Genomic DNA, 18,645 nt, shown 5'->3' on the forward strand with positions numbered 1-18,645 from the left:
CGTCCGGGCCGACCTCGCCGCGTTCAGGGCGTCCCAGACGACCCCTCATCCCGCGCTTCGCGCCACCTTCTCCCGCAGGGGGAGAAGGGAAGAGGTCCCTCAGCGCTGGATCGAAACCCCGTTGATCGTCAGCGAGTCGCCCGAAGGCGCCGGGGCGGGGCGGGCGGCGGCCATGGCGCCGGGCAGCGGGCGCGGGTCGTTCGGGTCGGCCAGGACCATGGCCCAGAACACCTCGAAGCGGCTCGACGGAGCGCGGGCGGAGGCGATGCCGATGCGCGTGACCTTCGGGGCCAGCATGTTCTTCATGTGCGGCGGGGAGTGCCGCCAGCCGGTGAAGGCGTCCGCCAGCGTGTCGTGGCCCGCGCCGATGTTCTCCACCACCAGCGCGTTGCGGTAGCCCGACCGCGCGATGCGCTCCTTCAGCGTGCCGCCGACCGAGTGGCTGAGCTTGTCGTTGCGCGCCATGGCGTCGGCCTGCTCCTGGGCCATCCGGTTCAGCGCCGGGTCGAGCGTGACCGGCGGCAGCCCGTTCGCGCGGCGGAATTCCGAGATCATCTCGGCGGCGGCGCGACGGTCGAGGCTGGCGCCGGGCTTGGACATGCTCTGGTAGACGCTCGGCGTCGACGGAGGCGGAGGGGCGACGGGCGCCGTCGAGCAGCCGGCGAGCGCGGCGACCAGAGCGAGCGCCGCGGCGCGGGAGACAGTGGGGGCCATGGGCGGCGTTCCGGACATGCGGGGGGTAGAGGGATGAGCGGCGCCGCGGCTTAAGCCTTGGTTGACGGCGGCGATTGGGGCTCCGCGGGCGGGGTGTCCGCGAGCGGCGCTTCCGATGCGTCGTGGCGGCGAGGGGCCTCGGGCTGCGGCGCGAGGCCCGCGGGGCTCAGCCCCGCCCGCAGCGCCTCGCCGAGCCGGTCAACGGCGTCGACCATGCTGGGCGCGGCCGCGCCGCCGATCGCGACGCCCTGCTCCTTGAAGGCCTTCACCAGCGCGAAGTTCAGGTCGCTCTTCACGCTGGCCGCCTGCCGCGGGCTCGCGACGTTGGCGAACAGGGCGTAGGTGTTGTCGGCCTTGCCGAGGGCATTGAAGAACACCTGAGGTTCGGGAAACGCCAGCACCGAGCTGTGCTTCTTGGCGACCTCGAGCAGGACGCGCTTGACCTCGGCGGGGTCGACGTCGGCGGCGATCGTGAGCTCGATCTGCACGCGCCCGATAGGCGCTCCGTGCGTCACGTTCTTCACGCTCTTGGTGATGAAGTCGGAGTTCGGCACGATCAGCGTGGACCGGTCGAACAGCTCGATCTCGGTGGAGCGCACCGAGATGCGGCGGACGTTGCCCTGGTCGGAGCCGATCACAATCCAGTCGCCGGCCTTGATCGGGCGCTCCGCCAGCAGGATCACGCCCGAGACGAAGTTCGAGATCACCGCCTGCAGGCCGAAGCCGATGCCGACCGAGAGCGCGCCGGCGACGATCGCCAGCCGGTCGAGGCTGAAGCCGAGGTAGGAGACCGCGAACACGATCACGCCGAGGCCGCCGATGTAGCCGACGCCAGTGTTGATCGAGGCCTTGAGGCCGGCGTCCATCCGGGTCTTCGGCAGCAGGTCGCGGTCGAGCCAGCGCTGAACCGCCTTGGTCAACGCGAAGCCGATCACCACCAGCAGGATGGCGCTGAGGATGCCGGAGAGCGAGATCGTGATCCCGCCGACCTGGAAGCCCGTCACCGCCAGCCGAAGCCAGGCGAACACGTCCGTCGTCTCGAGCCCCCAGGGTGCAAGCACGAACAGCGCCGCGACGCCGATCAGGATCACCCGCACGAGCCCCGACAGCAGCACGCCGATCTGCTCCAGCGACTCCGGTCGGATGCCCACCGCCTCGCTGGCGGAGCGGCCGAACGGCGTCTCGGCGGACAGGCCCGACGTGAAGAGATCGTCGACGAAGATCAGCAGAAGCGTCAGCAGCGACATCACCGTCGCGATCCAGATCACCTGGTTCGCGAGGAACTGGGCGAGCGAGACGTAGCCGGCGGCGGCGGCGGCTAGGATCACGGCGACGGCGATCCAGGCGACGATCCTGAGAAGCGACAGGAACACGCTACCGAGCCGCTCGTCCTTCTCGGCGCTGCCGGCCGCCTCGATCTTCTCGGCCGCGCGGATGCGGCGGAGCGCGAGCGCGAAGGCTCCGGCGTTCAGCACCGCGAAAACGCCGTTCACGACGATCGATGCCGAAAGGCTCGCGACGATCATCTCGTTGAAGCGGTCCAGAAGCCGGCCGATCACGAAGATCAGCGCGCACCACATCGGCTGGTTCTTGATCTCGGCGACGGCGGCGTCCGACAGATCGACCAGCCGCCACGACGGGCGGTCCGGCGTCAGGAACGCGCGCATCAGCCCGTAGGCGAGCCCCAGGAAGCCCGCCCCCCAGATCATCGCGACCGCCAGGGTCTCGGCGCGCGCGGGCAGCCAGCCGGCGCCCTTCAGGCCCCAATAAAGCACGGAGACGCCGAGCACCGGGCCGAGCGTCGAGGCCAGCACGAACAGCACGCCGGTCGCGGATCGACGGATCCGCGTCTTCGGCATCTGTTCGACCACGAGCCGGTGCCCCAGCGTGGCGATCAGCCTGCGTCCGGGGATCAGCAGGACGAGCGCGAGCGCCGCGGAGGCCAGCGCGAGCGCGACCGAGGCCGCCGACAGGCTGCGCCCGACCACGCCGACGACGTCGGAGGCGAACAGCTGCACGCTGCGGATGTCGCGCGGGGCCTGCGCGATCATGTCCATGTAGAGGCCTGGATCGAGCAGCGAGCGGCTGCGCTCGAACAGCCGCTGGGCGAGCAGGGAGCGCCGGCGTTGGGTGATCTCGTCCGAGACCTGGCTCGCCTCGACCTGAAGCAGCCGCCCCCTCTTGATCTGCTCGTCGATCTTCTGCCGCGCGGCCGCCTGCGCGTCGCGCTCCTTCACGACGTCCGGGCTTTCCGCGGGCGCGCCGTCCGCGGGCTTCGGCCCGATCTGCTCCAGCCGGGCGTCGGCGGAGGCGAGCTGCGGCGCGAGCGCCGTGACCGCCTGACCGATGGCGAGCGAGAGCGGCTCGATCTGGTCGCGCATGTCGCTCAGCGTGCGGTCGTCGAGATTGTCGCGCTTGAGCGTCGCCTCGATCTGGTCGAGCTGCGCGCGCGCCTGGTCGAGCGCCGCTCCGGGCGCCCCCTGGTCCTGCGCCAACGCGGCGCTCGCGAGCCCGAGCAGAAGGACGAGGGCCGCCAGGAGCCGCGCGGCGGCGGGCCGGAGGCCGGAAGTCGTGCGAATCATCGAGACGGGCGCCGCTTTGCAGGTTGCCGAACAGCCGGTTCCATCCCGCACGAATGAGGCCAAGGGCGGGCGAACGCAAGATTCGCGAGCCTGGCCGCGGAACTCCCCTGTCGAAGGCTGATCGCTTGCTTATAACTGTTTTAGCGAACGGATCGCCGACCAGCCGCCGGCGATCGCTCAACAAATGGAGGACCTTAGAAGTGCTAAGCGGCGGCGGCGAGATGGCGGGACGCATCGAGGCGCACGATTGGTCCTCAACCCCGCTCGGACCCATCCACTCCTGGCCGACCTCGCTCAAGGTGGCGGTCGGCATCTGTCTGCAATCCAGTTTTCCGGTCGCGATCTACTGGGGAGACGATCTCAGGCTGATCTACAACGACGCCTGGGCCCCCATTCCCGCGGAGCGGCACCCCTGGGCCTTGGGTCGACCGGGCGCCGAAGTCTGGAGCGACATCTGGAACGTCGTCGGCCAGCAGTTGCAGGACGTGGTGACCGCCAGCAAGGGCTTCGTCGCCTACGACCAGATGCTGCGCATGCGTCGCCAAGGGGCGGTCGAAGACACTCACTGGAACTACAGCTTCACCCCAATCCTCGGCGACGACGGCCGGGTCTGGGGCGTGTTCAACCAGGGGCACGAGACGACCGACCGCGTGCTGCATACGCGCGCGCAGGACTTTTTGATTGAGGTCAGCGACCGGCTGCGCGCCGCGACGGAGCGGGGCCGGTCGCCGACCGACGTGCTCGAGACGACGTTGGCCGCGCTCGGCGGCTACTTCGATGCGGCGCGCTGCGGCTACTGCGAGTTCGAGGACGGGAGCGTCGGCGCCTGCCGCGCCGAATGGCGCCGGGACGACGGCGTCGTCAGCGTCCCGCCCGGGCGCCACGACCTCAAGGACTACGGCGTCGCCATGGCCGCCGCGACCGTGGCGGGAGAGGTGATCGTACGCGACGACCTCGACGCCGATCCCGAGCTTTCGGACGAGGAGCGCGAGCGATTCCGCCGCCTCGGCGTCGCGGCCAAACTCGTGGTTCCCATCTCGCGGGAGGGGAGGGCCTTCGCGTTCGTTTTCGTGCACGCCGACCGGCCGCGCCGGTGGCGCAGCCGCGAGATCGCGACGCTCCGCGACGTCGTGGACCGGATGTCGTTCGCCTATGAGCGGGCGCTGGCGACGCACCGGATGGAGCAGAGCGAACGTCGTTTCGCCACGCTCTTTAGCCAGACCGCGGTGGGCTTCGCCGAGCTCGATCTCGACGGCCGCGTGGTCCGGGCGAACGAAAGCATGCGCCGTCTTCTCGGCCGCGGCGACGAGGTGCAGGGCCTCCCTATCGAGCAACTGCTGCATCCGCTCGATCGCGAGAAGTGGCGCCGGCTGCTGGCGCAGAACGCGCGCGACGGCGAGTCCTTTGGAATCGAGAAGCGCTACGTGCGGCCGGACGGCTCGGAGGTGTGGGCGGTCTCGACGGTCACCCGCCTCGTCGGCGAGAGAAGCTCGCCCGGCGAGTTCTTCGTCGTCACGATCGACGTCAGCGAACGCCGGGAGGCCGAGCGGCTCCGCGGCCTTCTCGTCGCGGAGCTGAACCACCGAGTCCGCAACAACATCGTCACGGTGCAGTCGCTGGTGCGGCACAGCCGGATCAACGCGGTCACCCCGCAGGAGTTCGAGACCGCCCTCGACGCGCGCCTGGCCGCGCTCGCCCGGGCGCATGATCTGCTGATGCGCGAGACTTGGACGGCCGCTTCGCTGGGCGAGCTTGTGGTGGACACCCTCGCGCCCTACGCCATCGGGCGCGAAGGTCGGGTGCGCTCGCAGGGGCCGACGATCCTGCTCGCGCCGACCGCCGCCGTGACGTTGAACATGGCCCTGCATGAACTTGCGACGAACGCGGCGAAGTTCGGCGCGCTGTCGAACGAAGAGGGTCGCGTAAACGTGTCCTGGACCGTCAAGCAGTCCGCGATCGATCTGGTCTGGAGCGAGTCCGGGGGCCCCGTAGTCGCTCCGCCGCAGCGCCGCGGCTTCGGCCGCCGCCTGATCGAGCGCGGGGCCACGCAAGAACTTGGCGGCGCCGTGACGCTTTCCTTTGCTCCGAGCGGCGTTACCTGCGCCTTTCGCATTCCCTTGTCACAAAAGGTGATGGCGCCTTGATCGCCGCGCCCCCGCCCCGAGCCTTCGTCCATCGATGACAGACCACTCTCTTTCTGGCCTCCGCATCCTCGTCGTTGAAGACGAGGCGATGATCTCCATGCTGATCGAAGACATGCTGCTTGATTGCGGCGCGACGGTCGTCGGCCCGGCCGGCAGCGTCGCGCAGGCGATGAAGGCGCTGGAGGGGCAGGAAATCGACGGCGCGCTGCTCGACGTCAACCTCGGCGGTGAGAAGAGCTTCCCCATCGCGGACGCGCTGACCGAGCGCGGGGTCAAGTTCGTGTTTTCGACCGGCTACGGCGAAGCCGGCGTGATCGACCGCTACCCCCACGCGCGCACGTTGCAGAAGCCGTTCATGCCGGCGGATCTCGAGCGCGCGCTCGCTCATCTCGCCCCGGAACGGTAGCTCCGAGGTCCCGAGGCGTCGTAGGCTTTGACGTCCGGGCCAACGCAGCCGAAAGTGCCTCACGCGTCCGCCTTTTCCCCCCGCGGGAGGGCTGGTCAGCTGCGGCGCGCTGTCGCTATAGTGCATACACACATCTCCGACCGAGAGACGCTATGCCGAGCTACAAGGCGCCCGTCGAAGACACGCTGTTTCTTCTGTACGACGTGCTCGGCTTCGAGCGGCACGCCAACCTTCCCGGCTTCGCGGACGCCTCGCGCGACGTGGTCGAAGTGGTGCTGCACGAGACCGCGAAGCTCGCAGAGGAGGCGTTCCAGCCGCTGAACCGGACCGGCGACGTCCAGGGCTGCGTGCGCGCCGAGGACGGCTCGGTCGCCACCCCGAACGGCTTCAAGGCCGCCTATGACGCCTTCGCCGAGGGCGGCTGGATCGGGCTCGCCGCCGATCCGGAGTACGGCGGCCAAGGCTTGCCGCACACGCTCGCCGCCATCGTCAACGAATACGCCTCCGCCGCCAACATGGCGCTCGCGATGTATCCCGGGCTGACGCAGGGGGCGATCGCGGCGCTCACATTGCACGGCTCCGACGAGCTGAAGCAGGCCTATCTGCCGAAGATGATCGCCGGGGAGTGGACCGGCACCATGAACCTGACGGAGCCGCATTGCGGCACCGACCTCGGCCTGATCAAGACCAAGGCGGTTCCGAACGGCGACGGCTCCTACCGCATCACCGGAACCAAGATCTTCATCTCGGCCGGCGAGCATGACCTCACCGAGAACATCATCCATCTGGTGCTGGCGCGCATCGAGGGGGCGCCGGAAGGCACCAAGGGCATTTCGCTGTTCGTCGTGCCCAAGTTCCTGGTCGGTCCGGACGGCGCGCCGGGGGAGCGAAATGCGGTGACCTGCGGCTCGCTCGAGCACAAGATGGGCATCCACGGCAACGCCACCTGCGTGATGAACTACGACGGCGCGACCGGCTGGCTGGTGGGCGTCGAGCATCGCGGGCTGCCTGCGATGTTCACGATGATGAACGAGGCCCGGCTCGGCGTCGGCATCCAGGGCCTCGCTCAGTCCGAGGTCGCCTACCAGAACGCCGCCGCCTACGCGAAGGACCGGCTGCAGGGCCGGGCGCTCTCCGGCCCGAAGGAGCCGGCGAAGCCCGCCGACCCGATCATCGTTCATCCCGACGTGCGCCGGACTCTGCTGTCGATCAAGGCCTTCAACGAGGCGGCGCGCGCGCTCATCCTGTGGACCTCGCTCAAGGGCGACGTCGGGCTCGCCAGCGACGACGCCAAGGACAAGCAGGCCGGCGACGACCTGATGGGCCTCCTCACCCCCGTCATCAAGGGCGTGATCACCGACGTCGGCTTCGACAACACCGTGAAGGCCCAACAGATGTTCGGCGGGCACGGCTACGTCGCCGAATGGGGGATGGAGCAGTTCGTCCGCGACGCCCGCATCGCCATGATCTACGAGGGCGCGAACGGCGTGCAGGCCATGGACCTCGTCGGCCGCAAGCTCGGCCGCGACGGCGGCCGCGCCATCATGGCGCTGTTCAAGGAGATCGACGGCTTCCTCGCGGCGAACGCGGCCGAGGAGGGCATGAAGCCCTTCCTCGAGCCGCTGAAGAAGGCGCGCGGCGACCTTCAGTCCGCCACCATGTGGTTCATGGCCAACGCCATGGCGAAGCCCGACAACGCTGGCGCTGGCGCGACCGACTTCATGCACCTGATGGGCCTGACCGCGCTTGGCTACATGTGGGCGAAGATCGCCCGCGCCGCGCTCGACAAGAAGGCGAGCGGCGCCGTCGACGGCGCGGCGATGGACGTGAAGCTGACGACCGGGCGGTTCTTCATGGAGCGCTTCCTGCCGGAAACCGGCGCCCGCCTCGCCGCGATCTCGGCCGGCGCCGACACGGTGATGGCGCTGCCGGCGGAGGCGTTCTGACGATCAAGCGTCATTCCGGACGGCCGTGAGGCGAGCCGGGATCGTTTGCCGAACTAGACTTCCCATCCGGATGACGATCCCGGCTCTCCGCTTCGCTGCGGCCGGGACGACGGGAGACAAAGATGGCCGAGGCCTTCATCTACGATGCCGTCCGCACCCCGCGGGGGCGCGGCAAGCCGGACGGGGCGCTGCACGAGGTCTCGACGCTCGGCCTCGCGACGACGGCGTTGCGGGCTCTGGCGGAGCGCAACGGGCTCGACACCGGGCGGATCGACGACGTGGTGCTCGGCTGCGTCGACCCGGTCGGCGAGGCGGGCGGCGACATCGCCCGCGCGGCGGCGCTCGCCGCCGACTACGGGATCCAGGTCCCCGGCGTGCAGATCAACCGCTTCTGCGCCTCGGGGCTCGACGCAGTGAACTTCGCCGCGGCGCAGGTGATGTCCGGCCAGCACGACCTCGTGGTCGGCGGCGGCGTCGAGAGCATGAGCCGGGTCGGCCTCGGCGCCTCCGGCGGCGCCTGGCCGATGGACCCGGCGATCGCGGTGAAGTCCTACTTCATGCCGCAGGGCGTCTCGGCCGACCTGATCGCCACGAAGTACGGCTTCTCCCGCGACGACGTCGACGCCTACGCCGTCGAGAGCCAGAAGCGCGCCGCGGCGGCTTGGGGGCAGGGCCGCTTCGCCGGCTCGGTCGTGCCGGTGAAGGACGTCAACGAGCAGATTCTGCTCGACCGCGACGAGCACATGCGGCCGGACACGACAATGCAGTCGCTCGGGAGCCTGAAGCCTTCCTTCGTGGAGATGGGCGAGCTTGGCGGCTTCGACGCGGTGGCGGTCTACGCGCATCCCGACGTCGAGCGCGTCAACCACGTGCACCATGCCGGCAACTCCTCCGGCATCGTCGACGGCGCCGCCGCGGTGCTGGTGGGCTCGCGGGACGCCGGGGAGGCGGCGGGCCTGAAGCCTCGCGCGCGCATCAGAGCGTTCGCGAACATCGGCTCGGACCCGGCGCTGATGCTGACGGGGCCGATCGACGTGACGAAGAAGGCGCTGGCGCGCTCCGGCATGAGCCTCGCCGACATCGACCTGTTCGAGGTCAACGAGGCCTTCGCGGCGGTCGTGCTGCGCTACCTGCAGGCCTTCGACCTCGATCCGGCCAAAGTGAACCCCAACGGCGGCGCGATCGCGCTCGGCCACCCGCTCGGCGCGACCGGCGCGATGATCTTGGGCGCCGCGATCGACGAGCTGGAGCGGTCGGGCAAGTCGACCGCCCTCGTAACCCTTTGCATCGGCGCCGGCATGGGCACGGCGACCATTATCGAGCGGGTGTGAGTCCGGACGGCTGATCATGAAAAAGGTGGTTGTCACGTTCTCCAATCCGCCCGCCGCTGATCCTCTCGATCGAGAGATCGACTATTGGACGATGGAGGGCGCGCTGTCGGAAAGCGCTGTCGTGGAAGCGCGGGCGCTCGGGATCCAGGTGACGGTTTTCGACCGGTTCGACGTCGACGACAATGATGCCGTTCTGGCCACAATTGCGATGGCTACGCTTCACAACGCGGACTGGCGTGAGCTGCGGGTTGTTCGTTGAGCGCCTGCTGACGTTGTGTAAGTGCGCCATCCCCGGGCGGCGAAGCCAATCTGGGGTGGTGTTCAGAAGATGGGGGCGCATCAGCGCGTCGTCGTGCCCCGGCTTGTCCGGGGCATCCAGGCGAGAAGCCCGGGCGCGACGTCGGAGGTCTGGATCCCCCGGACAAGCCGGGGGATGACGAGCCATCTCTGGAAATCGGCGGCAGGAACGGGGCAGGAAACGCGACCATGACCGAGACCAACTTCCACACCGAGCTCGACGGCGACGGCGTCCTCTCCGTCGTTTGGGACATGCCTGGCCGTTCCATGAACGTGCTGACGGCGGAGGCGATCGCCGAGCTGTCGGCCGTGGTCGAGCGCGTCGTCGCCGACGAGGCGGTGAAGGGCGTGGTGATCTCCTCGGGCAAGAAGGCGTTCTCTGGCGGCGCGGATCTGACGATGCTGGAGGGCATCGGCCGGCTCTACGCCCGCGAGAAGGCGCAGAACGGCGAAGTCGCCGCGGCCGGCGTGGTGTTCGAGGAGAGCCGAAAGCTCAGCCAGCTCTACCGGCGGATCGAGACCTCCGGAAAGCCTTGGGCGATCGCGATCCACGGCGTGTGCCTCGGCGGCGCCTTCGAGCTGGCGCTCGCCTGCCATTGGCGGGTGGCCTCGAACGACGCCTCGACGCGTGTGGGCCTGCCCGAGGTGAAGGTCGGCCTGTTCCCCGGCGCCGGCGGCACCCAGCGCGTCGCCCGCATGCTGCCGCCGCAGGACGCGCTGCAGATGCTGATGAAGGGCGAGCAGATCCGCCCCGACAAGGCCCGCGCCATGCGCCTCGTGGACGAGGTGGCGCCGAAGGACGAGATCGTCGACCGCGCCAAGGCCTGGCTCAAGGGAACGCCCAAGGCCGTGAAGCCTTGGGACGAGAAGGGCTTCAAGCTCCCCGGCGGCCCGGTGTGGTCGAAGCCCGGCTTCATGACCTTCCCGCCGGCGAACGCGATCTACCGCCGCGAGACGCAGGACAACTACCCCGCGATCCGCGCCATGCTGCAGGTGGTGTTCGACGGGCTGCAGCTGCCGATGGACCTCGCGCTCACCGTCGAGAGCCGCCACTTCGCCAAGGTGCTGCGCTCGCCCGAGGCCGCGGCGATGATCCGGACGCTGTTCGTCTCCATGCAGGAGCTGAACAAGGGCGCGCGCCGCCCGGCGGGCGTCCCCGAGGCCGCGATCCGGAAGGTCGGGATCGTCGGCGCGGGCTTCATGGGCGCCGGCGTCGGCTACGTCAGCGCGCAGGCGGGGCTCGAGGTGGTGCTGGTCGATCGGGACCAGGAGGCCGCCGACAAGGGCAAGGAGTTCGCCCGCAAGCTGATCTCCGACCAGGTCGCCAAGGGCCGCGCCACGGGCGCTGACCGCGACGCCCTGCTCGGCCGCATCACCGCGACGCCGGATTACGCCGCGCTGTCGGACTGCGACCTCGTGATCGAGGCGGTGTTCGAGGACCCGAAGGTCAAGGCCGAGGTGATCGCCAAGGTCGAGGCCGTACTGAAGGACGGCGCGACCTTCGCCTCCAACACCTCGACGCTGCCGATCTCCGGCCTCGCCAAGGCCTCAAAGCGGCCGGAGAATTTCGTCGGCATCCACTTCTTCTCGCCGGTCGAGAAGATGCTGCTGGTGGAGGTGATCGAGGGCGAGCAGACCGGCGACAGGGCGCTCGCGACCGCGCTGGACTATGTTCGCGCCATTAAGAAGACGCCGATTGTGGTGAAGGACAGCCGAGGCTTCTTCGCCAACCGCTGCGTCATCGCCTACATGCTCGAAGGGCACCTGTTGCTGACCGAGGGCGTGCCCGCCGCCATGGTGGAGAACGTCGCGAAACAGGCCGGCATGCCGGTCGGTCCGCTGTCGCTGAACGACGAGGTGGCGCTCGACCTCGGCCTGAAGATCGTCGACGCCACCAAGGCGCAGCTCGGACCGGAGGCCGTGAACCCGGCCCAGGAGAAGCTGCTCCGCACGCTGGTGGAAAAGGAAGGCCGGCTCGGCCGCAAGAACCGCAAGGGCTTCTACGACTATCCGGAGGGCGGCAAGAAGAGCCTGTGGCCGGGCCTCGCCGACCTGCAGGAGACCAGGCTCGACCCGGATGCGCTTGACGTGACCGAGATCCGCCATCGCCTGCTGGTGACGCAGGCGCTGGAAGCCGCGCGCACGGTGGAGGAAGGCGTGATCACCGACGTGCGCGAGGCGGACGTGGGCGCCATCCTCGGCTTCGGCTTCGCGCCCTACACCGGAGGCCCGCTCAGCTGGATCGACGGCATGGGGGCCAAGGCCTTCGTGGCCCTGGCGGAAGGCCTCGCGGCCAAGCACGGCCCGCGCTTCGCGCCCAACGCCCTGCTCAAGGATCTCGCCGCCACGGGCGACACCTTCTACGCCCGCTTCGCGCCGACCAAAGCGCCCGCCGAGGCGGCGTAGGGCGAGAGATCGTCCCCCCCTTTGCGGGCGGGGTAGGGGCGGGGTTGCCCAAATTCAGCTTGCGGGTCGAGGCGGACTCTGACGGGGTTCGCGGCCCATCCAGAAGCATCCCCCCGGACCCCTCCGCGCGAGGGGGAGGGGAATAGGGCGCCGCCGCCCGTCCCACAAAAAAGGCCGGACAGCGTGTCCGGCCTTTTTCGTTCAGCGTTCAGGCCCCCTTCAGGCGTAGGCGCCGTGGCAGTGCTTGAACTTCTTGCCCGACCCGCAGGGGCAGGGGGCGTTGCGTCCGACGGCCGACCAGGTGGTCGGATCGTTCGGGTTCACGCTCTGCGGCCAAGCGCCGTTCTCATCCGCGGCGGCGTAGGACTGGCCGGCCAGCGCCATCTCGTTCTCGCCGGTGTGGGGGTCCTGATGAATCGCATGCATCTCGGGCAGGTCGTCATCGGCGAGCGGCGGCGGCGACTGCACCAGTTCGACGCGCATCAGCTGCGCCGTGACCGTCTCGCGCAGGCGGGCCAGCATGGCCTCGAACAGCTCGAAGGCCTCGGACTTGTACTCGTTGAGCGGGTCGCGCTGGGCGTAGCCGCGCAAACCGATCACCTGGCGAAGATGGTCGAGCGTCGCGAGGTGCTCGCGCCACAGGTGGTCCAGCGTCTGCAGAAGCACCGCCTTTTCGATCTGGCCGGTGATGTCCGGGCCGAAGCGCTCGGCGCGTTCGGCCGCGGCGGCGTCGGCCGCCTTGGTGATCCGTTCGCGGATCTCCTCATCGGCGATGCCTTCCTCGGCCGCCCAGGCCACGATCGGCAGATCGAGGTTGAGGACCTCGCGAACCTCCTCCTCCAGCTCCTTGGAGCTCCACTGCTCGGGATAGGCGTTGGCCGGGATGTGCTTCGAGACGATGTCGTCGATGACGTCGTGGCGCATCTCCGCGATGGGGCCGGAGATCGACTCGGCGGAGAGGAATTCGAGCCGCTGCTCGAACACCGCCTTGCGCTGGTCGTTCATGACGTTGTCGTACTTGAGGAGGTTCTTGCGGATGTCGAAGTTCCGCGCCTCCACCTTCTTCTGGGCCTTCTCGAGAGCCTTGTTCACCCAGGGGTGGATGATGGCCTCGCCCTCCTGGATGCCGAGCTTCTGCAGCATGCCGTCGATACGGCCGGAGCCGAAGATGCGCATCAGGTCGTCTTCCAGCGACAGGAAGAAGTGGCTGCGGCCGGGGTCGCCCTGGCGGCCGGAGCGACCGCGGAGCTGGTTGTCGATGCGGCGGCTCTCGTGCCGCTCGGTGCCGACCACGAACAGGCCGCCGGCGGCGAGCGCCTTCTGCTTCTTCTCGGCGATCTCGGCCTTGATGGCGGCGATGCGGGCCTCGCGCTCCGGGCCCTCCTCGACGCCTTCGAGCTCGCGCTCGATACGCATCTCGAGGTTGCCGCCAAGCTGGATGTCGGTGCCGCGGCCCGCCATGTTGGTGGCGATCGTCACCGCGCCGGGCACGCCGGCGTCGGCCACGATGAAGGCCTCCTGCTCGTGGTACCGGGCGTTCAGCACCTGATGGTCGACCTTGGCGCGCTTCAGCGCCTCGGACAGCGTCTCGGACTTCTCGATCGAGGTGGTGCCGACCAGGATGGGCTGGCCCCGCTCCGCGCACTCGCGGATCAGCTCGATGATCGCCGCCTCCTTTTCCCGGGCGGTGCGGTAGACCTCGTCGTGGTCGTCCTTCCGCTGCACCGGCAGGTTGGTCGGGATCTCGACGACCTCGAGGCCATAGATGTCCAGGAACTCTTCGGCCTCGGTCTGGGCCGTGCCCGTCATGCCGCCGAGCTTGTGGTACATGCGGAAGTAGTTCTGGAAGGTGATCGAGGCGAGCGTCTGGTTCTCGGGCTGGATCTTGGCGCCTTCCTTGGCCTCGAGGGCCTGGTGGAGGCCTTCCGAGAAGCGCCGGCCCGGCATCATGCGGCCGGTGAACTCGTCGATGATGACGACCTCGTCGCCGCGGACGATGTAGTCCTTGTCCTTCGAGAACAGCTTGTGGGCGCGGAGCGCCTGCGTGACGTGGTGGACGACGGTTACGTTCTCGACGTCGTAGAGGTTCTCGCCCTTGAGAAGGCCGGCCTCGGCGAGCATGGCCTCGATGTGCTCGTTGCCCTTCTCGGTCAGCGTCGTGGTGCGCTGCTTCTCGTCGATCTCGTAGTCGTCCGGGTCGAGGCGCGGAATGAAGGCGTCGATCGCGATGTAAAGGTCCGAGCGGTCCTCCATCGGACCGGAGATGATGAGCGGCGTGCGCGCCTCGTCCACCAGGATCGAGTCGACCTCGTCGACGATCGCGAAATGGTGGCCGCGCTGGACCATGGCGCGGACGTCGTACTTCATGTTGTCGCGCAGATAGTCGAAGCCGAGTTCGTTGTTGGTCGCGTAGGTCACGTCGCAGGCGTAGGCCTCGCGCCGCTCTTCGTCGTCCATGCCATGCACGATCACGCCGACCGATAGGCCGAGGAAGCCGTGGATGCGGCCCATCCAGCCGCTGTCGCGCTTGGCGAGGTAGTCGTTGACGGTGACGACGTGGACGCCCTTGCCGGTGAGGGCGTTGAGGTAGGTCGCGAGCGTCGCGACCAGCGTCTTGCCTTCGCCCGTCCGCATCTCGGCGATGCGGCCCTCGTGAAGCGTCATGCCGCCCATCAGCTGGACGTCGAAATGGCGCTGGCCGAGCACGCGCTTGCTCGCCTCGCGGACCACGGCGAAGGCCGGGACCAGCAGATCGTCGAGGTTCGCGCCGCTCGCGAGCTGGTCGCGGAATTCGGAGGTTTTGACCCGGAGCTGCTCGTCGCTGAGGGACGAGAGCTCGGGCTCCAGCGCGTTGATTTGGGCGACCTTCGCGCGGAAGGCCTTGATGCGTCGGTCGTTCGATGAGCCGAACAGGCGTCGGGCGAGACCGCCGAACATGGGCGAACCTTTCAAGACTGGCGCGGACCGTGTCGGAGCGCTCGGTCGGAGGGGCGACGCCGCGGCTCGCGGCCTTCGGACCCCCGGCAATCCCCTCGAATTGGAGCCGCCTCGCGCACGGCTTGCGGCAGAGGTCGAGATAAGAGGGACCCCGAGGGTTGTCAATGTGAGCCCTTTCGGACACTCTCCCGCGCGATCGGGGCGCCCAGACGCTCAAAACGGAAGGTTCTCATGACATTTTCGCTTCTTCGGGCCCGGCGTTCGGCCGCGCTCGGCGCCGCGTTGACCGTCGCCCTTGCGGCCGCCGTGCCGGCCCTTGCGCAGACCCCGCCGCCCGCAGCCGCCCCCGCGCCGGCGGCAGCCGCCGAGGCCAAGCCGCTCGATCCCAAGACCGTGCTCGCGACCGTCGACGGCGAGGAGATCACCGCCGCCGACGTCGAGATCGCGGCCGAGGACCTGCAGCAGTCGCTCGCGTCCATGACCGAGCCGCAGCGCCGCGACTACACGCTCAACTATCTGATCGATCTCAAGATCGCGGCGAACGCGGCCGAGAAGGACAAGCTCTCCGAGACGCCCGAGTTCAAGCAGCGCATCGCCTATCTGCACGACCGCGCGCTGATGGAGGAATTGCTCCAGAGGACCTCGAAGGCCGCCGTCACCGACGAGGCGATGCGAAAGCTCTACGACGAGACCGCGAAGAACCTGAAGCCCGAGCAGGAGGTCCGCGCGAGCCACATCCTCGTCAAGACCGAGGACGAGGCCAAGAAGGTCGAGGACCGCCTCGCCAAGGGCGAGGATTTCGCGGCTGTCGCGAAGGAGGTCTCGACCGATCCCGGCTCCGCCAAGCAGGGCGGCGACCTCGGCTTCTTCGGCAAGGGCCAGATGGTCCCGGCGTTCGACGAGGTCGTGTTCAAGCTGGAGCCGAACAAGGTCTCCCAGCCGGTGAAGACCCAGTTCGGCTTCCACGTCATCAAGGTGACGGAGAAGCGCGAACGGCCGATCCCGCCGTTCGAGCAGGTCAAGCCGCAGATCGAGCAGTACGTCGTGCGCACCGCCCAGCAGGACCTCGTGCTGAAGCTGCGCGGCGAGGCCAAGGTCGAGCGCACCAAGGCCGGCGAGCCGTCCGAGCCGACGCCGCCCGCGGACGCGCCGGCGCCGAAGTAAGGCCCGCGTTCGCCGATCCATGTCCCGGCCTTGAGCCGGGACCCAGACGCGCCATCGCGTGATGCTGGAAAAGCCGGCTGCCGCGTCGCCGCCTTTAGGCTCGGCGGGTCTGGATTCCGGCTCGAGGCTGGGACATGAGGCCGAAGCTTGGTTTCGAAACTTAGCGCCTCTTGCTGTTGGGCTTCCCATGTCGACCGCCGTCTCCCCCCTCGCCCCCGCCTCCTATCCGACCCTTCCGGCGATCGCCGGCGTGACGCTGTCGACCGCCGCCGCGGGCATCCGCTACAAGGGCCGCACCGACGTGCTGCTCGCGACCTTCGCGGAAGGGACCAGCGTCGCGGGCGTGTTCACCCGCTCGCGCTGCCCCTCGGCGGCCGTCGACTGGTGCCGCGAGCGGGTGGCCGGCGGGCGCATCCGCGCGCTTGTGGTCAACTCCGGGAACGCCAACGCCTTCACGGGCAAGAAGGGACGGGCGGCGACCGGTCTGACGGCGGAGATCACGGCGCAGGCCGTTGGTTGCCCCGAGGCCGAAATCTTCCTGGCCTCGACCGGCGTGATCGGCGAGCCGCTCGACGCGACCCGCTTCGCGGGCGTGATGGACGCGCTGGTCGCCTCCGGCGTCGGCGAGGGCTGGGACGCGGCGGCCCGCGCCATCATGACCACCGACACCTTCCCGAAGCTCGCGACCCGCACCGCCGAGATCGGCGGCGTCACGGTGACGATCAACGGCATCGCCAAGGGCGCCGGCATGATCGCGCCCGACATGGCGACGATGCTGTCCTTCGTTGCGACCGACGCCGCGATCGCCCCGGCCGCGCTGCAGGCGATCCTGTCGGCGGCGGTCGACCGCTCGTTCAATTGCGTGACGATCGATGGCGACACCTCCACCTCCGACACGCTGCTCGCCTTCGCGACCGGCGCGGCCGGTAACCCGCTCGTCACTGAGGCCGGCGGGCCGGCGCTCGCCGACTTCGCCGCGGCTTTCGAGGAGCTGCTGGTCGATCTCGCGCAGCTCGTCGCCCGCGACGGCGAAGGCGCGCGCAAGTTCATCACGGTCGAGGTGGAGGGCGCCGAAAGCGACCTCTCGGCCCGGCGCATCGCGCTGTCGATCGCCAATTCGCCGCTCGTCAAGACCGCGGTCGCCGGCGAGGACGCCAATTGGGGCCGCGTGGTGATGGCGGTCGGAAAGGCCGGCGAACCCGCGGACCGCGACCGGCTGACGATCCGCTTCGGCCCTATTCGCGTGGCCTTCGAAGGCGAGCGCGATCCGGACTACGACGAGGCCGAGACCTCGGCCTACATGAAGAACCAGGAGATCACGATCGGCGTCGAGCTGGGCCTCGGCTCGGGGACCTCCCGCGTCTGGACCTGCGACCTGACCGAAGGCTACATCGCGATCAACGCGGACTATCGGTCGTAATCTCGGCGTCGCTACAACTCCCCTTTAACGTGTGGTCGCCATGATGTCCGCGGACGCGAAGCCCAAGCTCGTCCTAGTCGTCGCCTGCGCGTTGGTCGACGCCGACGGCCGCGTGCTTCTCGCGCAGCGGCCGGAAGGCAAGACCCTCGCAGGGCTCTGGGAGTTTCCCGGCGGCAAGGTTGAGGCGGGCGAGCGGCCGGAAGAAACCTTGATCCGGGAACTTGCCGAAGAGCTCGGCGTCGCGGTCGAGGAGCCATGCCTCGCGCCGCTCACCTTCGCGAGCCACGCCTACGAGACCTTCCACCTGCTGATGCCGCTCTACGTGTGTCGGCGGTGGACGGGGATCGTGACGGGCCGGGAAGGACAGGCGACGCGCTGGGTTCGCCCGCAGGCGCTCCGCGACTATCCGATGCCGCCGGCCGACGAGCCGCTGATCGCGCACCTCGTCGCCCTGCTCTGAAGCCTGTTCCGCCGATCGACACGCGCAGGACGCGCGGACGGGGGAACTGGCATGGCGAGGCGGGTTCTGGATGCGCTCCGGCGGTTCGCGCGCGATGATCGCGGCGCGACCGCGATCGAGTACGCGATGATCGCCATGGGGATCGCCGTCGCGATCTCGGGGGCCGTCTACGCCCTCGGGGAGACGGTCCTGTCCGGCTATTTCAACCACATCGCCGACGAGTACAAAAAGGCCGCCGGCGGCTGAGACCGCGTCAGGTCGCGACGGGCCGGACTTCCTCGACTTCCGGTACGAAGTGGCGGAGCAGGTTCTCGATGCCCTGCTTCAGCGTGGCCGTCGACGAGGGGCAGCCGGAGCAGGAGCCTTTCATGTCGAGGTAGACGACGCCCTCGCGGAATCCGCGGAAGGTGATGTCGCCGCCGTCCTGCGCCACCGCGGGACGCACCCGGGTCTCAAGCAGATCCTTGATGGTGTCGACGGTCTCGGCGTCGGCCTCGTCGAAGAACTCGTCGCCCCCGCCCGCCGCGTGGTCGCCGCCTTCCGCCACCAGCGGGGCGCCGGCGAGGTAGTGCTCCATGATCGCTCCGAGGATCGCGGGCTTCAGGTGCTGCCACTCCCCCGCGGCCTTGGTCACGGTGATGAAGTCCGAGCCGTAGAAGACGCCGGACACGCCGTCGATCGCGAACAGGGTCTGGGCGAGCGGCGAGCGCGCGGCCTCGTCGGCGTTGCGCATCTCAAGCGTGCCGCCGGGCAGCACGTCGCGGCCGGGGAGGAACTTGAGCGTCGCGGGGTTTGGGGTCGCTTCGGTCTGGATGAACATTCTGAGGTCAGCCTCCGG

At 69.1% G+C, this 18,645-nt stretch carries 14 protein-coding genes; 10 read left to right on the forward strand and 4 right to left on the reverse strand.

Features of this window, described 5'->3' with window-relative positions; all coding sequences use genetic code 11:
* Nucleotides 1-99: 99 nt before the first annotated feature.
* A complete protein-coding gene (locus tag METY_RS17620) occupies nt 100-714 on the reverse strand; it encodes a CAP domain-containing protein (RefSeq protein WP_103122696.1) in 615 nt (204 codons plus the stop codon).
* 50 nt (nt 715-764) lie between these two features.
* Nucleotides 765-3,296 carry a DUF3772 domain-containing protein gene (locus METY_RS17625; RefSeq protein WP_103122697.1) on the reverse strand — a complete coding sequence of 844 codons (2,532 nt, stop codon included), beginning with the start codon at nt 3,294-3,296 and terminating at the stop codon, nt 765-767.
* A gap of 221 nt (nt 3,297-3,517) precedes the next feature.
* Between METY_RS17625 and METY_RS17630 the strand changes: the two genes are divergently transcribed.
* From METY_RS17630 to METY_RS17655, 6 genes are all read left to right on the forward strand, one after another.
* Complete coding sequence (locus METY_RS17630; RefSeq protein WP_146035757.1) at nt 3,518-5,440, forward strand: sensor histidine kinase; 1,923 nt, start codon at nt 3,518-3,520, stop codon at nt 5,438-5,440.
* Between the two features lie 34 nt (nt 5,441-5,474).
* Nucleotides 5,475-5,846 carry a response regulator gene (locus METY_RS17635; protein ID WP_103122699.1) on the forward strand — a complete coding sequence of 124 codons (372 nt, stop codon included), beginning with the start codon at nt 5,475-5,477 and terminating at the stop codon, nt 5,844-5,846.
* Between the two features lie 152 nt (nt 5,847-5,998).
* Nucleotides 5,999-7,792, forward strand: a complete 1,794-nt coding sequence (locus METY_RS17640) for an acyl-CoA dehydrogenase C-terminal domain-containing protein (protein WP_103122700.1) — start codon at nt 5,999-6,001, stop codon at nt 7,790-7,792.
* Nucleotides 7,793-7,914: 122 nt separating this feature from the next.
* Complete coding sequence (locus METY_RS17645) at nt 7,915-9,123, forward strand: acetyl-CoA C-acetyltransferase (RefSeq protein ID WP_103122701.1); 1,209 nt, start codon at nt 7,915-7,917, stop codon at nt 9,121-9,123.
* A 16-nt stretch (nt 9,124-9,139) separates the two neighbouring features.
* Nucleotides 9,140-9,382 carry a hypothetical protein gene (locus METY_RS17650; protein ID WP_103122702.1) on the forward strand — a complete coding sequence of 81 codons (243 nt, stop codon included), beginning with the start codon at nt 9,140-9,142 and terminating at the stop codon, nt 9,380-9,382.
* 227 nt (nt 9,383-9,609) lie between these two features.
* Nucleotides 9,610-11,826, forward strand: a complete 2,217-nt coding sequence (locus METY_RS17655; RefSeq protein ID WP_103122703.1) for a 3-hydroxyacyl-CoA dehydrogenase NAD-binding domain-containing protein — start codon at nt 9,610-9,612, stop codon at nt 11,824-11,826.
* Between the two features lie 219 nt (nt 11,827-12,045).
* Here the strand turns inward: METY_RS17655 and secA are convergent, their stop codons facing one another.
* Nucleotides 12,046-14,763 (reverse strand): preprotein translocase subunit SecA, encoded by a 2,718-nt coding sequence (secA, locus tag METY_RS17660; protein WP_103122704.1) that lies wholly within the window; start codon nt 14,761-14,763, stop codon nt 12,046-12,048.
* Nucleotides 14,764-14,994: 231 nt separating this feature from the next.
* Here secA and METY_RS17665 point away from each other — a divergent pair, with 231 nt between their 5' ends.
* From METY_RS17665 to METY_RS17680, 4 genes are all read left to right on the forward strand, one after another.
* Entirely contained in the window at nt 14,995-15,927 is a 933-nt protein-coding gene (locus tag METY_RS17665; RefSeq protein ID WP_103122705.1) for a peptidylprolyl isomerase, read from the forward strand.
* A 187-nt stretch (nt 15,928-16,114) separates the two neighbouring features.
* Nucleotides 16,115-17,347, forward strand: a complete 1,233-nt coding sequence (argJ, locus tag METY_RS17670; RefSeq protein ID WP_103122706.1) for a bifunctional glutamate N-acetyltransferase/amino-acid acetyltransferase ArgJ — start codon at nt 16,115-16,117, stop codon at nt 17,345-17,347.
* Between the two features lie 43 nt (nt 17,348-17,390).
* Entirely contained in the window at nt 17,391-17,807 is a 417-nt protein-coding gene (locus tag METY_RS17675; protein ID WP_103122764.1) for a (deoxy)nucleoside triphosphate pyrophosphohydrolase, read from the forward strand.
* A 51-nt stretch (nt 17,808-17,858) separates the two neighbouring features.
* Nucleotides 17,859-18,053: a Flp family type IVb pilin gene (locus METY_RS17680; RefSeq protein ID WP_200819726.1), complete on the forward strand. Its 195-nt coding sequence runs from the start codon at nt 17,859-17,861 to the stop codon at nt 18,051-18,053.
* Nucleotides 18,054-18,060: 7 nt separating this feature from the next.
* On the opposite strand, the gene METY_RS17685 is transcribed toward METY_RS17680, so the two are convergent.
* Nucleotides 18,061-18,627 carry a NifU family protein gene (locus METY_RS17685; protein WP_103122707.1) on the reverse strand — a complete coding sequence of 189 codons (567 nt, stop codon included), beginning with the start codon at nt 18,625-18,627 and terminating at the stop codon, nt 18,061-18,063.
* Nucleotides 18,628-18,645 lie beyond the last annotated feature (18 nt).

Origin of the sequence: Methylopila sp. Yamaguchi, from assembly GCF_002897035.1 — a bacterium.
GTDB lineage: Bacteria > Pseudomonadota > Alphaproteobacteria > Rhizobiales > Methylopilaceae > Methylopila.